Source organism: Caulobacter sp. 05T431, assembly GCF_056665975.1.
In genome coordinates, this window is sequence record NZ_JBFTKU010000003.1 from 25,397 (window position 1) to 41,751 (window position 16,355).

At 69.8% G+C, this 16,355-nt stretch carries 15 protein-coding genes; 3 read left to right on the forward strand and 12 right to left on the reverse strand.

What is annotated here, in order from left to right:
* The first annotated feature begins 47 nt into the window (after positions 1–47).
* Positions 48–845: a response regulator transcription factor gene (locus tag AC1U89_RS03900; RefSeq protein ID WP_479898389.1), complete on the forward strand. Its 798-nt coding sequence runs from the start codon at positions 48–50 to the stop codon at positions 843–845.
* Positions 846–991: 146 nt separating this feature from the next.
* Positions 992–3,745, forward strand: coding sequence for a TonB-dependent receptor (locus AC1U89_RS03905; protein WP_479898390.1), 2,754 nt, complete (start codon positions 992–994; stop codon positions 3,743–3,745).
* A 58-nt stretch (positions 3,746–3,803) separates the two neighbouring features.
* On the opposite strand, the gene AC1U89_RS03910 is transcribed toward AC1U89_RS03905, so the two are convergent.
* The 4 genes from AC1U89_RS03910 to AC1U89_RS03925 form a co-directional block, all read right to left on the reverse strand.
* Entirely contained in the window at positions 3,804–4,526 is a 723-nt protein-coding gene (locus tag AC1U89_RS03910) for an alpha/beta fold hydrolase (RefSeq protein WP_479898391.1), read from the reverse strand.
* A 60-nt stretch (positions 4,527–4,586) separates the two neighbouring features.
* Complete coding sequence (gene rpoH, locus AC1U89_RS03915; RefSeq protein WP_029912055.1) at positions 4,587–5,474, reverse strand: RNA polymerase sigma factor RpoH; 888 nt, start codon at positions 5,472–5,474, stop codon at positions 4,587–4,589.
* 238 nt (positions 5,475–5,712) lie between these two features.
* The gene (locus AC1U89_RS03920; RefSeq protein WP_479898392.1) at positions 5,713–7,848 is read right to left on the reverse strand and encodes a histidine kinase dimerization/phosphoacceptor domain -containing protein; all 2,136 of its coding nucleotides are present in this window, start codon (positions 7,846–7,848) and stop codon (positions 5,713–5,715) included.
* Positions 7,845–8,393 (reverse strand): biliverdin-producing heme oxygenase, encoded by a 549-nt coding sequence (locus AC1U89_RS03925; RefSeq protein ID WP_479898393.1) that lies wholly within the window; start codon positions 8,391–8,393, stop codon positions 7,845–7,847. The genes AC1U89_RS03920 and AC1U89_RS03925 overlap by 4 nt, the downstream gene beginning before the upstream one ends.
* 159 nt (positions 8,394–8,552) lie before the next feature.
* On the opposite strand from AC1U89_RS03925, the gene AC1U89_RS03930 reads away from it, so the two are divergent.
* Complete coding sequence (locus AC1U89_RS03930) at positions 8,553–8,912, forward strand: phage holin family protein (protein WP_479898395.1); 360 nt, start codon at positions 8,553–8,555, stop codon at positions 8,910–8,912.
* Here AC1U89_RS03930 and AC1U89_RS03935 read toward each other — a convergent pair whose 3' ends face one another.
* From AC1U89_RS03935 to lgt, 8 genes are all read right to left on the reverse strand, one after another.
* Positions 8,913–9,650 (reverse strand): tetratricopeptide repeat protein, encoded by a 738-nt coding sequence (locus AC1U89_RS03935; protein ID WP_479898396.1) that lies wholly within the window; start codon positions 9,648–9,650, stop codon positions 8,913–8,915.
* A gap of 63 nt (positions 9,651–9,713) precedes the next feature.
* A complete protein-coding gene (gene pth, locus AC1U89_RS03940; protein WP_479898397.1) occupies positions 9,714–10,334 on the reverse strand; it encodes an aminoacyl-tRNA hydrolase in 621 nt (206 codons plus the stop codon).
* A gap of 96 nt (positions 10,335–10,430) precedes the next feature.
* Positions 10,431–11,033 (reverse strand): 50S ribosomal protein L25/general stress protein Ctc, encoded by a 603-nt coding sequence (locus AC1U89_RS03945; protein WP_479898399.1) that lies wholly within the window; start codon positions 11,031–11,033, stop codon positions 10,431–10,433.
* Positions 11,034–11,201: 168 nt separating this feature from the next.
* The gene (locus AC1U89_RS03950) at positions 11,202–12,308 is read right to left on the reverse strand and encodes a hypothetical protein (protein ID WP_479898401.1); all 1,107 of its coding nucleotides are present in this window, start codon (positions 12,306–12,308) and stop codon (positions 11,202–11,204) included.
* 171 nt (positions 12,309–12,479) lie between these two features.
* A complete protein-coding gene (locus AC1U89_RS03955; RefSeq protein ID WP_029912072.1) occupies positions 12,480–13,418 on the reverse strand; it encodes a ribose-phosphate pyrophosphokinase in 939 nt (312 codons plus the stop codon).
* Between the two features lie 101 nt (positions 13,419–13,519).
* Positions 13,520–14,305: a peptidoglycan editing factor PgeF gene (pgeF, locus tag AC1U89_RS03960; RefSeq protein WP_479898403.1), complete on the reverse strand. Its 786-nt coding sequence runs from the start codon at positions 14,303–14,305 to the stop codon at positions 13,520–13,522.
* Positions 14,305–15,414: a class I SAM-dependent methyltransferase gene (locus tag AC1U89_RS03965; RefSeq protein WP_479898405.1), complete on the reverse strand. Its 1,110-nt coding sequence runs from the start codon at positions 15,412–15,414 to the stop codon at positions 14,305–14,307. The genes pgeF and AC1U89_RS03965 overlap by 1 nt, the downstream gene beginning before the upstream one ends.
* Positions 15,401–16,309 (reverse strand): prolipoprotein diacylglyceryl transferase, encoded by a 909-nt coding sequence (lgt, locus tag AC1U89_RS03970; protein ID WP_479898407.1) that lies wholly within the window; start codon positions 16,307–16,309, stop codon positions 15,401–15,403. The genes AC1U89_RS03965 and lgt overlap by 14 nt, the downstream gene beginning before the upstream one ends.
* Positions 16,310–16,355 lie beyond the last annotated feature (46 nt).

Below are 16,355 nucleotides of genomic sequence, written 5' to 3' on the forward strand. Positions count from 1 at the left end.
CGACCGCCTAGTGTGCGGTCGAAATACCTTTGGAGCTTCTGGGTCTCGTGTTCGACGGCAACCCCCGCACCTTGCAGCGTATCGCGGCGAAGATGCAGCGCGTGCTGATCGTCGACCCGAACACCGCGGCCGTGCGCCTGCTCGCCGACCAGCTGCGCCACGTCGGCCATATCCAGATCTTCCACGCCGCCAGCATCGAGGCCGGCTGGGGCATGGCCCGCACGGTCGATCCGATGCTGATCTTCGTCGAGCACGCCTCCAGCGGCTGCGACGGCCTGGCGCTGGCCAAGAAGATCCGCCGCAGCGACCTGGCCTGCCGCGAGAACCCGATCATCATGTGCACCGCCGAGGCGACGGCCGAGGCGATCTTCGGGGCCCGCGACGCGGGCATCCACGAATTCATGCGCAAGCCGTTCACGATCAAGGACCTGGAGCGCAGGCTCGAGGCGGTGGCGCTGAAGCCCCGCGACTGGGTCGAGGCCGTGCAGTACGTCGGACCCGACCGCCGCCGCTTCAACTCGGCCGAATACACCGGTCCGCGCAAGCGCAAGGCCGACGCCAGCGGCACGCCCGCCGCGCGCCTGTCCCAGGCCCTGCGCATCGTCAAGTCGGCCGCCCAGGCCCTGGACACCGATCCCGCTCAGGCCCGGCGCGCCCTGGCCGCCCAGGCGGTCGAGCTCAAGAAGGTCGGCGAGACGGTCAAGGACGACCGCCTGGTCCAGGCCGCCACCGCCCTGGAGTCCGTCACCGCGGGCGGCATGGGCCGGGCCGAGTTGCTCAAGCGCATCGACGGTCTGATGGGCTTCCTGGTCGAGGACGACAAGGGCGGCCGCGGCGCGGCCTGACGCTCCCTGACGCCTGGGGCGTCATTCATATGACTTAAAACCTACACGGCTTCGTCTTCGTGGCGTCGCGGGACGGAAACACGGCCCGTCTACAGCCCCGCTCAACAGACCGCGTGAACCTGCGCGGCGACTCTGGGGGCTATCCGATGATCACCACCACCAAGGGCGCCCTGCTGCGCCGCGTCAGCGCCGTGGCGCTGGTTTCGTTGGCCCTGGCCGGGCCGGCCCTGGCCGCCGACCTGCGCGGCAAGGTCGTGGATGGGGCCGGCGCGCCGCTGCCGGGAGCCTTCGTCCAGGTGGGCGCCCGCTCGACCACGGCCGGTCCCGACGGCCGCTTCGTGCTGACCGGCGTGGCGCCGGGCGCCGCCGACGTGACGGTGGCCTATGTCGGCTACAGCGCCTCGACCCTGCCGGTCACCGTGTTGGACGGCGGCAACGAGATTCTGCTGACGCTGAAGCCCCTCGACGAGGTGTCGGAAATCGTCGTCAGCAGCGCCCGCGCCGCCGAACGCCGCTCGCTGCAGGTCAAGAAGGTGGCCGACAACTTCGTGGAGGCCCTCTACGCCAACGACGTGGGCAAGCTGCCCGACCAGAACGTCGCCGAGGCCCTGCGCCGCCTGCCGGGCCTGTCGGTGGCGAACGACCAGGGCGAAGGCCGCTACGTGATCATCCGCGGCGTGGATCCCCGCTACGTCAACGTCACCGTCAACGGCCAGACCGCCGCCGCGCCCGAGCCCGACAGCCGCCAGGTCAAGCTGGACGACATCCCCTCGGCGATGATCGCCTCGGTCAAGGTGATCAAGAGCCTGACCGCCGACCTCGACGCCAGCGCCATCGCCGGCCAGGTCGACATCGTCACGCTCAGCGCCTTCGACCGTCACGGCGCCTTCGGCAGCGCCCGCGCCGCCTACGGCCGCTTCGACCTGAACGACAAGAACCCCTACGAGGTGGACGGCTCGCTGGGCGGCACCTTCGGTCCGGACGGCCAGTTCGGGGCGGTGGTCTCGGCCAACTACTCCAAGCGTCCGGTCGAGTCGCAGAACGTGGCCGGCGCCTCCTGGACCACGGCTAACGGCAATCCGATCCCGGCCGACTTCGACACCCGCGACTACAACCTGACGCGCGAGCGCACGGGTTTCGTCGGCAATTTCGACTGGCGTCCGACCGACGACGTCCAGCTGTACCTGCGCAGCTCGTACTCGAAGTTCACCGACCACGAGAACCGCGACCGCTTCCGTCTGCCGATCGCCGGCACGATCGTCTCGACCTCGGCCACGACCGGCTCGTTCACCAAGGCCACGGGCACGCGCTACGTGCGTCGCCGCGACGAGGACGACAACACCAAGACCGTCTCGGCCGGCGGCCGCTTCAACCTGCCGGTCGGCCACCTGGACGTCGACGCCGCCTATAGCCGCGCCGAGAAGACCGACCCGCTGCGCAGCGAGTTCCAGTTCGCCACCGGCAAGACCATGGCCGGGACCTACGACCTGACCGAGGTCTTGTTCCAGGTAACCCCGACCGCCACGGCCTACGACCCGGCCCAGTACATCTTCAAGAGCACGAACTACGACCACCGCGAGGCCGTCGAGGAGCTGAAGCAGGCGCGCGCCGACTACAGCTTCCCGCTGGCCATGATTGGCGAAGACAGCACGCTGAAGGTCGGCGCCAAGCTGATCGACCGCTCCAAGACCAACGACCGCGAGTACACGACCTACGACCCGGGGACGACGGTTTTCACCCTGGCGGCCCTGAACCCGCCGACCTTGGATTCGACCTATGACGGCCGCTATAAGTTCGGCCCGACGGTCAATTACGAGGCCGCCCAGGCCTATGTCACCGCCAACCCGACCACGCTGAAGCTGAACGCCGCCAAGTCGCTCTCGACCTCGCTGCTCAGCGACTACGACGTGTCGGAGAAGATCTACGCCGGCTACGCCATGGCGACGCTGAAGCTGGGCCGGGTGACCCTGACGCCCGGCCTGCGGGTCGAGACCACCGACGGCGACTACACGGCCAAGACCTTCAACAACGTCAGCGGCACGCGCGGCGCCGACACCACGGGTTCGAACAAGTACACCAACTGGTTCCCCAGCCTGAACGCCAAGATGGACGTCACCGACCGCCTGGTGCTGCGCGCCGCGGCGACCACGGCCATCGGCCGTCCCGACTACGTGTCGCTGGCCCCGGCCATCACCGTCGACGCCACCGCCGACACGGTGGTGCAGGGCAATCCGGACCTGAAGCCGCTGACCTCGACCAACCTGGACGCCGGGATCGAATACTACCTGCCCGGCCAGGGGGTGCTGTCGGCCGCGGTGTTCGTCAAGGACATCCAGGACCCGATCTTCACCCAGACCCTGCTGAACCAGAACGGGACCTTCGGCGGCGTGGCCCTGACCGGCGCTGCCGTGACCACCCCGCTGAACGGCAGCAAGGCCAGCGTGACCGGCGTGGAGCTGAACTTCCAGTCGCAGCTGACCTTCCTGCCGGACGTCCTGAACGGCATCGGCGTGGGGGTGAACCTCGCCCTGATCGACTCGACGATGCGTGGCGTGCCCGGCCGCAACGGCAGCCTGCCGCTGCCCCAGCAATCCAAGAGCGTGGCCACCGCCCAGCTGTTCTACGAGAAGTACGGTCTCTCGGCCCGGGTGGCCTATTCCTACCGCTCGAAGTTCCTCTACACGGTCGGCGCCGACCAGGGCTCGGACGTGTGGTGGGACGACCACGGCCAATTGGACGCCCGCGTCGCCTACGCCTTCAGCAAGAGCGCCAGCATCTTCGTCGAGGGCTCGAACCTCAACGACGAGCCGTGGCGCACCTTCGTGGGCAGCGACCGCCGCCTGGGCGAGAACGAGCGCTACGGCCGGACCTTCCGGACGGGCGTGCAGCTCAGCTTCTAGACTTTCCGATCACCCTCGAACTGGACGCCCCGCGAAAGCGGGGCGTTTTCTTTTTGGGCTAGCGGTCGGTGCGCGCCAGCCAGCGGCGCAGGGCGGCGTTGACGGCGTCGGGGGCTTCCATCGGCGTCATGTGTCCGGCGTTCGGGATGATCACCATGTGCGTGCAGCCGATGGCGTGGGCCATCTCGTGCTGGCCGGCCAGCGGGGTGATGGCGTCGTGCTCGCCGCAGATGATGACGACCGGGCGGCGCAGGGCCCGCAGCGCCGCTTCGCCGTCCTCGCGGGGCAGGGCGTTCTGGCGCAGGAAGACGTCGCGGCCCAGCCGCTGGGTCATGGCCTGGATCCGGCCGGTCAGGTCCCTGTCCGACAGACGCGTGGGATCGACATAGGCGGCCATCAACCGGTCGGCGATGCCCAGGAAGGCGCCCGGCCGCCGGGCGGCGGCGTTGGTCGCCTGGCGCTGGGCGGCCCGTTCCGGCGTGTCGACGCGGATGGCGGTGTCGATCAGGGCCAGCCGCTCGATGCGTTCCGGCGCGATCCGGGCGATCTCCTGGGCCACGTAGCCGCCCATCGAGAAGCCGGCCAGGGCGAAGGTCGGTTCGGCGATMGCCAGCACCTGCTCGGCCAACTCGCGCAGGCTCTCGCCCCGCGTCAGGTCGGCGACCCGGCAGCGGGCGACGTCGGCCAGGCCGCTGATCTGGTCGCGCCACAGCTCGGCGTCGTTCAACAGGCCGGGCAGCAGGATCAGCTGGGGAAGGGCCAAGGCGGCGGTATCCGTCATTGAAAAACGCCCCGGACCTTTCGATCCGGGGCGCTCCAGTCTTGGAAAGGTCGGAAGCTTTTAGGCCTCGACCATGTTCTTGGCGATGGCGGCTTCGCGCATCGACTTCTGCAGCTTCTCGAACGCGCGGACCTCGATCTGGCGGACCCGTTCGCGGCTGACGCCGTATTGCGAGGCCAGGTCTTCCAGGGTGGTCGGGTCGTCCTTCAGGCGCCGCTCGGTGAGGATGTGGCGCTCACGATCGGTGAGCTCGACCATCGCCTCCTCGAGCAGAGACATCCGCAGGGACTTCTCTTCGTTCTCGGCGACGACGGTCTCTTGCGAGACCTGGTCGTCGTCGGCCAGCCAGTCCTGCCACTCGCTCTCGCCGTCGGCGCGCAGCGGCGCGTTCAGCGAGGCGTCGGGGCCCGACAGGCGGCGGTTCATCGAGATGACCTCGCTGTCCAGCACGCCCAGCTTGGTGGCGATGGCGCTGACCTGCTCGGGGCGCAGATCACCGTCCTCGAAGGCGCTGATCTGGCTCTTGGCCTTGCGCAGGTTGAAGAACAGCTTCTTCTGCGCGGCGGTCGTGCCCATCTTCACCAGCGACCACGAGCGCAGGATGTATTCCTGGATCGAGGCGCGGATCCACCACATGGCGTAGGTGGCCAGGCGGAAGCCCTTGTCGGGCTCGAACTTCTTGACGGCCTGCATCAGGCCCACATTGCCCTCGGAGATCACCTCGCCGATCGGCAGGCCGTAGCCGCGATAGCCCATGGCGATCTTGGCCACGAGACGCAGGTGGCTGGTGACCATCTTGTGGGCGGCTTCACTGTCCTGATGCTCTTTCCAGCGTTGGGCGAGCATGAACTCCTCGTCCTTGGCCAGCATCGGGAACTTGCGGATTTCGGTGAGGTAACGCGACAGGCCGCCGTCCGGCGACATCACCGATAGAGAATTCACGGCCATGGAAAACTATCCCCTTGGTGCGGATCCGCCCGTCGTTTCGCGCGCCATCACCCCCACCAGAATGGGTCAGATAGGGAGGCGTTGCGGCGAAGTTAAGGGCGGTAACGGATTTGTAATGTCCGACACCCGGACTCGGGTATTGGCGCTACGGAAGTGAGAATGAACGTTCATTCTCACTTTTACAAGCGCAAAATGCCGCGCGACGCGACGTCACCCTAAAAGGCCTTGGCGAAGGTCCTCAAAAACGACCCACCGACAGCTCCGCCCGCACGCCCGGGGCGTTGTCGTGATAGGTCAGCACCCCGCCCATCTGGCGCACCAAGGCGTCCATCATCTTGCTGCCGAAGCCCACGCGCGGACCCTGCTTGCCGCCGCCCTGGTCGGCGACGGTCAGCAGCAGGCGGTCGCCGTCCTCGACCAGGCCGATATCCAGCCGGCCGGGCTGGCCGCGATAGGCGTATTTCACCGCGTTGATGAACAGCTCGGTGACGACCAGGCCGATGATCACCGCCTTGTCGGTGGGCACGGTCACCGGCGCGGCGTCCACCCGCAGCTGGCGGGACCAGGCCTCGTCCAGGGTGCCGACCATCTCCTCGGCCAGTTCGGTCAGGTAGCGGTCCAGCGCCACCGTCTCCAGCTGGTCGCCGCGATAGAGCCGGCGGTGGACCAGGCCCACGGCGGTCAGGCGGCGGCTGGCCTCCTCCAGCGGGCCGCGCGCCACCGGGTCATCGATGCTCTTCATCTGGATGGTCAGGAAGCTGGCGGCCAGGGCCAGGCTGTTCTGCACCCGGTGGTTCACCTCGCGCAGCAGGAAGTCCTTCTGGCGCAGCAGGTCGTCCTTGTCCTGCAGGGTGGCGCGCAGATGGGCGTTCAGCTCGGCCGTGCGACGGCTGCGGCGCAGGTCGATCAGGTCGTCGCGCAGGCGCAGGGCCGCGCCGGTCTGGCCGGCGGTCCACGGGCGCGAGCGGCCGCGAACGGTCTGGGTCCAGGCGTCGAACGAGGCGCGCGGGGTCAGGACCCCGTCCGGCGTCGTCGCCTTCACCGGCTCGCCCGCCCAGCGCACGGTCTCGACCTGCTCGGCCCGGGTCCACAGGATCGCCAGCAGCGGCGAGCGCTCGACCACCACGCCCATCAGGCCCGAGGCCAGCGCGCGGAACGCCACGGCGTCGGGGATGTCGGCCGAGGCCTCGTCGGTGGCGGCGGCGCCGTCGCCGGCCCCTTCCTTGGTCGTTTCCAGCAGCCAGTCGCGCAGCATCGCCAGCGCCAGGTGCGGCGGCACCTTGCCCCCCACCTCGATCCGGTCGTCGCGGAACACCACCACGCCGTCGGCGTCGGCCAGGCGCTGCAGGTCGCGCAGGTGTTCCTCCAGAGCCATGTCGCCGTTGTCGGMGCGCGACAAGGCGTGGACCACGTCGTCGCCCAGAGACCGCAGCCGCAGGCGCTCGTGATAGGTCTCTGCCTCCTCCTTGGCCTTGATCTGGCGGGCCAGGCCGCCGGCCAGGGCGCGGCAGGCGGCGCGGATGTCGTAGGGCAGCAGGCGCGGCGTTTCGTGATGGCAGGCCACCAGCCCCCACAGCCGCCCGTCCTTGACGATCGACACCGAGGCCGAAGCCGTGACGCCCATGTTGCGCAGGTACTGCAGATGCACCGGCGAGACGCTGCGCAGGGCGCAGTCGCTCATGTCGAGCTGGGCCTCCGGCGGCGGCAGCAGGGGCGCGGGGACGTAGGTCKCGTCGGGGATGGCTCGCACCAGGTTGCGCACGTACAGGGCCCGCGCCTGCTTGGGGATGTCGCTGGCCGGGAAGCGGTGGTTGAGGAAGGCCTGGACGTGGGCCGCGCGGCTCTCGGCCACCACCTCGCCGGCGTCGTCCTCGCCGAAGCGGTAGATCATCACCCGGTCGTAGCCCGTCAGGCGGCGGAACTCGGTCGCGGCGCGGTCGTACAGCGTCTTCAGGCCGGGGCAGCGCTCGAAGGCGGCGGCGGCCGCTTCCAGCTGGGCCAGGATTTGGGCGCCGGTCAGGGCCTGGTCCAGGCCCGGTTCGATCTCGACCAGGACCTTGTCAGCCTGGAAGGTGGCGCTGACGTCGAAGGCCCGCCCGGCGACCCGCAGGGCGCCGACGAAGCCGCCGCTTCCCGAGGCGGTCACGGCGGCGATGCGCTGGGCGAGGGTGTCGCCCAGCACGGCGCCGGCGGCGACGCCGATCCAGGTTTCCGCGCCCAGCAACCCGGCCACGTCGCCGGCCGCGTGGCGGATCTCCAGGCTGTCGCGGTCCAGCACCAGCAGGACGCCGTGCGGCTGGATCGCGCCGGGGATGTGGATCGGCTCGCGGTCGCAGGACGCGATCTGCTCGGGGGTGGGGCCGGAAGCGCTCATGCCGGGACCCCGCACATCCAGGCTTCCATCTGGACGAAGGCCGAGCGCGCGCCGCGGGCGGCGGCGGTCTTGTCGTCGGCGCGCTCGAGCACGGCGCAGAACGCCTTCCACCGCGCCCCGGTGGCCTCGCCGTAGCCCTGGAAGAAGCTCAGCCCCTCGGGCGACAGGCCCCGGACGCGCAGCTGCTTGTCGATGACCCGCCCGCCCAGGGTCGAGCCCTCCAGCACGTAGAGGAAGCCCAGGGCCTCGGCGCGGTCGCTCGGCAGGGCCAACGGGGCGTCGGCCGGGGCGGCGGCCCGCAGGGTCGCGGCGTCGCGCTCCAGGGCCGGGACCTTGCGGCGGGCGTCGAATTCCAGGTCCGGCTCATCGCCCAGCAGCCGCGCCAGAGCGGCCTCGGCGGGGCGGTAGAAGGCCAGGAAGCGGCCCACCATGTCGCGGCGGCGCCGGGGATCGGCGACGCGCGTGAACACGTCAAGCCGGGCTTCCAGGCCGTCGTGCAGATCGCGGGTGGTCAGGCGCAGGTGATCGAGGATCGGCGTCGTCATCAGGTGAAAAGCAATCCCGTGGCCAAGGCCGATTGAAGCGACCATAGCTTTCATCGAACGTGTTCATTGTCGAGTAGGCGACTCTACGTCTCGCCAAGTCTTGCCGAGACGAACCCAATGTACATCTAATGGTCGCGCTTGACGCCAAGGAGGCAGCCTGTGACGCGCTTCATCATCCGTGCCCTGATCGCCGCCCTGGGCCTGTGGCTGGCGTCCGAGATCGTGCCGGGCATCGCCGTGCCGGGCGGCTGGACCAGCCTGGCGATCGCGGCGGTGCTGCTGGGCGTGGTCAACGCCATCGTCCGGCCCGTGGTCTTCGTGCTGACCCTGCCGATCACCGTCGTGACCCTGGGCCTGTTCCTGCTGGTGGTGAACGCAGCCATGCTGGGCCTGGTCGGCTGGATGCTGAAGGGCTTCGTGGTCGACGGCCTGTGGGCCGGGGTCTTCGGCTCGCTCGTGGTCGGCGTCGTCAGCTGGCTGGGCCACATGCTGATCGGCGACGGGCGCGAACGGGAGTAGTCACCCCACCGCGCTGGCCGCCAGGTCGCGCCAGTCGCGGGCTTCCTTGCGGAAGTGCGAGTGGGTCTTGGCCAGGCGCTTGTCGATCTCGGCCAGGGCCTCGCGGGCCTCGTCCTTGCGGCCGGTCTGGGCCAGGAACACCGCGTAGCGCGCCATGCCCTCGAAGCCCGGCAGATGGGCGGCCGCCCAGCGCAGGGCGGTGTCGGCCTCGGACTGGCGACCCAGGGCCTGGTAGGCTCGGCCCATGGCCAGGGCGACGTTCGGCGTCCGGGCGGCCGGCGATTGGGCGCTCAGGCCCTCCAGCAGCGGCAGGGCCTCGGCCGCGCGGTCCAGTTCGATCAGGGCGGTGGCGCGGCCCAGCAGCAGCTGCGGATCGTCGGCGTACATGCCCTGCAGCGCCTCGGCGTACAGCCGCTCGGCCTCGGCGTGCTTGCCCAGGCCCGAGGCGGCGGCGGCCAGGCGGGCGCGGTTCGCCACGGTGGGCGCGTCGTCGACCGCCTGCGTCGCGGCCCGGTATTCGCGCTGGGGATCGAGGATGTCGCGCGCGGCCTGGCCGACCCGGCGCGCCTTGGCCCCGCCCAGGAACTCGGGCGCGATGACCGCCAGCAGGTAGACCAGCCCGCCCAGCGGCTGGAACGCCAGGATGATCCACAGCCAGTACATCTGCTGATGGGTGCGCACCACGTGGACGCACAGGGCGATCGAGAAGATCAGCGACAGGCCGATGGCGGGAAACATCTTGCGGCTCCAAGCTCTGCCTTGGGTCTTTGTCCCCTGGGCGAGCGAACGTCAATCTCCGGTCTAGTCGACCTGGCGAGCGGCCTTCTTGGGATCGGCCTTGGGCGCGGGGGCCAGGCGCAGCACCTCGGCCTGGTAGCGCTCGTCGTCGCCGGCCGCCGCGAAGGGCAGGGCGTCGGCCAGGGCGTCCAGCATCGGGTCCAGCCACTGGTGGTCGACCTTGTGGAAGTCGCCCAGCACGTAGTGCATCACCGCATCCTTGTGGCCCGGATGGCCCACGCCGATCCGGCCGCGACGGAAGCCGTCGCCGATCTGGCTGGTGGTCGAGCGGACGCCGTTGTTGCCCGCCGCCCCGCCGCCGGCCTTCATCCGGAAGCGGCCGGGGGCCATGTCGATCTCGTCGTGGAAGACGATCACGTCGGCGGGCTTCAGCTTGAAGAACTTCATGGCCTCGCCCACGGCGCGGCCGCTTTCGTTGTAGTAGGTCTTGGGCTTGAGCAGCAGCAGCTTGACGGGACCGTTCGGCGTGTCGACCTGGCCTTCGCAGGCCAGCCCCTGGAAGCGGGCGCGCCACGGAGCCGTGCCCCATTTGCGGGCCAGGGCGTCGACCGCCATGAAGCCCACGTTGTGGCGGTTCTTCTCGTATTTCGGCTCGGGATTGCCGAGGCCGGCGAGGATCAGCATCGCTTGATGGTCCTGGGTGAGCGCCCAAACAAAAACGGGCGGGCCGTGAAGCCCGCCCGTTCTCGATATCGGATCGGAGACCCGACCGTGAAGCCCTTAGGCTTCGGCGGTCGTCGTGTCGCCTTCGTTCGATTGCGAAGCGGCCGAGGCCTTCAGGTTGGCGATCACGAAGTCGCGGTCCATGGCCGGACGCACGCCTTCCGGCAGCTTCACTTCCGAGATGCGGATGACGTCGCCGATGTCGTGCGAGGCCAGGTCGATGACCAGCTCTTCGGGGATCTTGTCGGCCGGGCAGGCCAGCTCGACGGTGTGGCGGATGACTTCCAGCGTGCCGCCCTTCTTCAGGCCGACCGAGATGTCGTGGTTCTTGAAGTGCACCGGCACTTCGATCTTGATCAGCTGGTGCTCGTCGACGCGGTACAGGTCGAAGTGCATCGGCTCGTCGGTGACGGGGTGGAACTGCACGGCCTTGGCGATGACCGATTGCTTCTCGTCGCCGTGTTGCAGGGTCACCAGGTGGCCCAGCAGCTTGCCGGTGTAGAGCGCCTTGCGGAATTCGTTGCCCTTCACGGCGATGTTCACCGGGGCCTTGTTGCCGCCGTACAGCACGCCGGGGACCTTGCCCTGGCGGCGGGTTTCGCGCGAACCGCCGGTGCCGGCGCGGTCGCGAAGTTCAACGTTGAGAATGATCTCGGCCATGTCTTGTCTCTCTGGAGAGCCCCGTGCTCTCGAAATGCGAAACCGCCGCACAAGACTGGATTGTCTCGCCCGGTCGGCGTTTTTGGGTCGCGCTCCATACACAGAACGGCCGCCCGATGCAACGGGCGGCCGTTCGAAGTGCGACGAAAGAGCAGGCCGTAGAGCCGTTTAGCTCTTCTTCTTGGTCGTGGCGCCCTTCTTGGCGGGGACCACCTTCTTCTTGACCGCCGGCTCGGGCTTGGGCGGGGGCGGGGGCTCGTAGGGCATCTCGGCGCCGCTCGCCTTGATCACGCAGGCGCCGGTGTCGATCATCACGTGCTGGCCCAGGCAGAAGACGTCCTCGTAGTGCGGCTTGGCCACGGCCAGGCACTGGTAGAGGTTCAGCTTGCCCATGTTCAGGCACATGGCGCTGGCCGGCTCGGCCATGACCGCGTCGATCAGGGCCAGCTTGTCGTCGCCGGCCGCGCCCAGCGCGGCCAGGGCGGCCACGGCCAGGCCGCGGATCACCAGCGGCTTGTAGGGCGGCGGAGCGGAACGCGGACCGGCGGCGGCCGGGGCGGCGGGCGCGTCGACCACGGGGATGGCGGGCGGGGCGGACGCCGACGACAGGCCGCTCAGCGAGGCTTCGCGCAGGGCCGCCACGTCGGCGCTGTCGGCCAGGGCCGGCGTCGCCGACATGGTCTTGGCGTAGGCCAGGCGACCGTCGCGGTCCAGGACCGGCAGGGTCGACCACTTGGCCTTCTGGACGTCGTAGGCCGCCTGCTTCACGGCCTTGCCGGCCGCGTAGAGCCGCAGGCCGTCGCCGCCCAGGGTGTCGATGATCCGGCCGGCGGCGGTGTCGCTGCCCTTGAAGCCGACGGCGTAGGCCGGGTCGGCGATGATCTGGTTGATGACCTGCTGGCGCTGGGTCGGGTCGGCGGCGAAGCTGCGCACCGAGGCCACGAAGGTCGGGTCCTGCAGGGCCAGGACGGCGGCGTAGGCCGTGGCGCCCGACAGGAACTGCTTGGGCTCGTAGGCGACGCCGACCTTCAGCGAGGCCTGGATCTGGTCGCCGTTGTCGAAGTGGGAGCCGATCGCGCCGGCGCGCTGCATGTAGCCGCGGAAGGCGCTGGCCTTCTCGACGATGCTCGACGACAGGGTGATCGGCGGCGGAGCGGGCGGGGCGGCCACGACGGGCGGCGGCGGCGGGGGCGGCGTCTCGCAGCTGGCCAGCAAGGTGGCGGCGACCACGGCGATGGCCGTCAGCGCGGCGCGCGTACGCGTGGTGGAAAGCATCCCGAGAACATCCCCAATGACATAGAGCGCCCGCCATAGCACTGGCGCGCGGGCGAGATTGTGACAGTCAGCCCGTTAACCCTCTGTTGACAAGCGGAGCCGTCGAAAAGGCGTGCGAAGCCGTGACGGTTCCCGCCAGAGGCGTGCTGTCGAGGGGGCGCCGGGAGCGCCCTAGTCGAACAGCTTGGAGACCGATTCCTCGTTGGCGATCCGGCGGATGGCCTCGCCGATCAGCGGCGCGCACGAGACGTAGCGGATCTTCTTGCAGGCCTTGACCGTGTCCGAGGCCTCGATCGAGTCGGTGACCACCAGCTCGGTCAGAACCGAATTGGCCACGCGCTCGGCGGCCGCGCCCGACAGGACGCCGTGGGTGACATAGGCCGAGACCGACTTGGCGCCCTGGGCCATCAGGGCCGCGGCGGCGTTGCACAGGGTGCCGGCCGAATCGACGATGTCGTCGAACAGGATGCAGCGACGGTCCTTCACGTCGCCGATGATGTTCATGACCTCGCTCTCGCCCGGGGCCGAGCGGCGCTTGTCGACGATGGCCAGGTCGGCGTCGTCCAGGCGCTTGGCCAGGGCGCGGGCCCGCACCACGCCGCCGACGTCGGGCGAGACGACCATCAGGTCCGAGCCCATCTTGTAGCGCTTGTGGATGTCGTCGGCGAGCAGACGCGAGGGCAGCAGGTTGTCGGTCGGGATGTCGAAGAAGCCTTGGATCTGGCCGGCGTGCAGGTCCATGGTCAGGACGCGGTCGGCGCCCGAGCGGGTGATCAGGTTGGCCACCAGCTTGGCCGAGATCGGGGTGCGGCCGCCGGTCTTGCGGTCCTGGCGGGCGTAGCCGAAGTAGGGCAGCACGGCCGTGATCCGCTTGCCCGACGCGCGCTTCAGCGCGTCGATGCAGATCAGCAGCTCCATCAGGTTGTCGTTGGCCGGATAGCTGGTCGACTGGATGACGAAGACGTCCTCGCCGCGGACGTTCTCGTCGATGGTGACGAACACCTCCAGGTCGGCGAACCGGCGCACCTGGGCGCGGGTCAGCGGCATGTCGAGATATTCCGCGATGGACTGGGCCAGGGTGCGGTTCGAATTGCCGGACAGCAGCTTCATGGTTTTGTCTCGGGAAGGGGTGTCGCCGTTGCGGGGGCTTCTAGCAGCCTCGGGCGTGGGAACAACCCCGTGTTTCCACTGAGTGTCGTTATTCGGCGTACTCACGCTTCCAACGCGATCGCCGAGAGAAGCCGTCCGTAGTCGGACTCCCCGGCCAGGAAGGCCCTGCGGTTCGAAAAGAACAAGTCGCCCTCGGTCCGGGTGTCGCGGCCGACCCATTCGCTTTGGCCGACGCCCGCCGTGTCCAGACGATCCAGCACGAAGGCCGGCAGGTCGAACAGGCGCTTGTCGTCGCTCTGGCCGGGCGCGAAGAATCGGCCCGAGCCGGGGCTGTCGGCCTCGAAGCGGTGCAGGAACTCCAGCCCCACCTCGTACGACTGGGGCCCGATACAGGGGCCGACGGCGGCGACCATGCGCGCAGGCTGGGCGCCCAGGGCGACCATCTGGTCGACGGCCGACTGCACCACCCCGTCCAGGGCCCCGCGCCAGCCGGCGTGGGCGGCGGCGACCACGCGGGCGGCCGGGTCGGCGATCAGCACCGGCGCGCAGTCGGCGTGCAGGGCCCCGCAGACCACGCCCGGGGTCTTGGTGACCACCGCGTCGCCCTCGGGCCGGACGTCGCCCCACGAGCCGTCGGCGACGATGGCGATGGTCGAGTGGATCTGGAAGCAGGTGTTGAGGTCTTCCGGCGCGGCCCCGAACCAGGCGGCGGCCCGGGCGCGGTTCTCGGCCACGTCGGCCGGGTCGTCCTTGCTGCCGCGCCCGACGTTGAGGCTGGAATAGAGGCCGGTCGAGACCCCGCCCTGGCGGGTGAAGAAGGCGTGCCTGACCCCGGCGACGGCGGCCAGCAGCGGCGACTGGACGGTGGGCAGGTCTTCAGCGGTCATCACGCGTCCTCAAAAAKCGGAGGAGAAAGGCCGGGCGCCGACAGGCAGACGACCTTGAACAGGTCGCCCATCTGCGCCGCTCCGATCAGGCGATCAAGCTGCCGGGCCAGCTTTTCCGCCTGGTCGGGGCGCGCGGCGGCCAGCGCCTGGGCGCGGGCCTCGATCCCCAGGCCTTGCAGGAACGCGCCCTGGGTCAGGATGGGTCCCGTCCCGGCTCCCGCCTCGCGGCCGGCGGCGAGCACGGCGGGGAAGTCGGCCCAGACGGTCAGGTCGGCCTGGCCCGGCTCGGCCAGGGGCGGGACCTTCGCGTGGCCTTTAAGGGCCTGCAGCGTGTCGCCCCCGCCCGGTGCGTCGCGGCCGTAGTCGATCAGCAGGGCGGCCCCGCCGTCGCGGGCGACGCGGTGGCCGATCTCCGAACCCAGGGCGGCCTGGGCGGGCGAGGATTCGACGACGGTTCCGGGCGGCAGGTCCTCTCCCCGTGGGGGAGGTGTCGCCGCTGGCGACGGAGGGGGGCGTTTGCCGGCCTGAGGGGTGAGCGCCCTCAGCCCGAACGCCAGGTTTCCCGCGTCATCCAGCCCCACCATCCGCTCGGCCCAACCGCCGTCGGTCCGCACGAACTGGTGCGCGGGCAGGCAATCCAGCACCTCGTTGGCGATCAGCAGCAGCGGCGCGCCGGCGGGCACGGCCTCCAGGCGGTCGGCCCAGCGGGGCGTCAGGGGCGCGTCGGCCAGCCGGGCGGCCTGGGCCTGGCGCAGGGGTGGCGACACCTCGACCAGCCACAGGTCGGCGGCGGCCAGGAAGTCGGGCAGCAGGCGCGCGGCGCGCAGGATGTCGGCGATCAGGGTCCCGTCGCCCGGCCCCATCTCGACCAGCCGCATCGGCGAGGGCCGGCCCATGCGGGTCCAGGTCTCCAGCAGCCAAAGGCCGATCAGCTCGCCGAACATCTGGCTGACGCCCGGGGCGGTCAGGAAGTCGCCGCCCTCGCCCAGGGCTGGGCGGTTGGCGTAGTAGCCGTCGCGGGGGTCGTGCAGGCAGCGGGTGAAGTACTCGGCGACGCTGATCGGGCCGTCCTGGGCGATCTGCGCCCGCAGGCGGTCAAGCAGGCTCATGGGTTTCCGCGACGGGAGCGGGAACGGGCTCGCGCAGGGCCCGCCACAGCAGCCAGGCGCCGACCAGCAGCATGGGGATCGACAGGATCATCCCCATGGTCAGGCCGAACGGGAAGTCGGGCATGCCGTGGTCGGGATTGCGCACGTTCTCCAGGGCGGCGCGGAACAGGCCGTAGCAGATCAGGAAGGTCGCCACGAGCGCACCTCGGCGCTGCAGCCACTTGAGGCGGTAAGCGGCGAAGTTGAGGATCAGGAACAGCACCACGCCCTCCAGCGCCGCCTCGTACAGCTGGCTGGGATGGCGCGGCTCGGGACCGGCGGGGCAGCGGCCACCGTTGGCGGCGCGGATCGTGTCGTTGCAGAAGATCATGCCGAACGGGTGGTCGGTGACCCGGCCCCACAGTTCGCCGTTGATGAAGTTGGCGCAGCGGCCGAAGAACAGGCCGATCGGCACGACCGGCGCGACCAGGTCGCCCAGCTTCAGCATGTCGATCTTCTGCTGGCGAGCGAACAGGGCGATGGCCGCGCACACGCCCAGGAAGCCGCCGTGGAAGGACATGCCGCCCTCCCAGATCTTGAAGACGGTCAGCGGATTGGCCGCGAGGCCCGCCCGCTGGTCGGCGTTCAGCATCATGTAGAACAGCACGTAGCCTATCCGGCCGCCCAGGATGATGCCCAGGGTGATCCACAGCACCAGGTCGTCGATCTGCACCGAGTTGGCGGTCGGCTTCTGGCCGCCCCACAGGGCGTCGGTGCGGACCAGCCGGATCGCGTACTGCCAGCCCAGCAGGATGCCGGCGACATAGGCCAGGGCGTACCAGCGCAAGGCCAGCGGGCCCCATTGCAGGGCCCAGGGGCCGATGTGGACGATGGGGTCGATGTCGGGGAAGATCACGCCGAACGGCTCCTGGCGAGACTGAACGTCGCACCTGTAGCGTGCT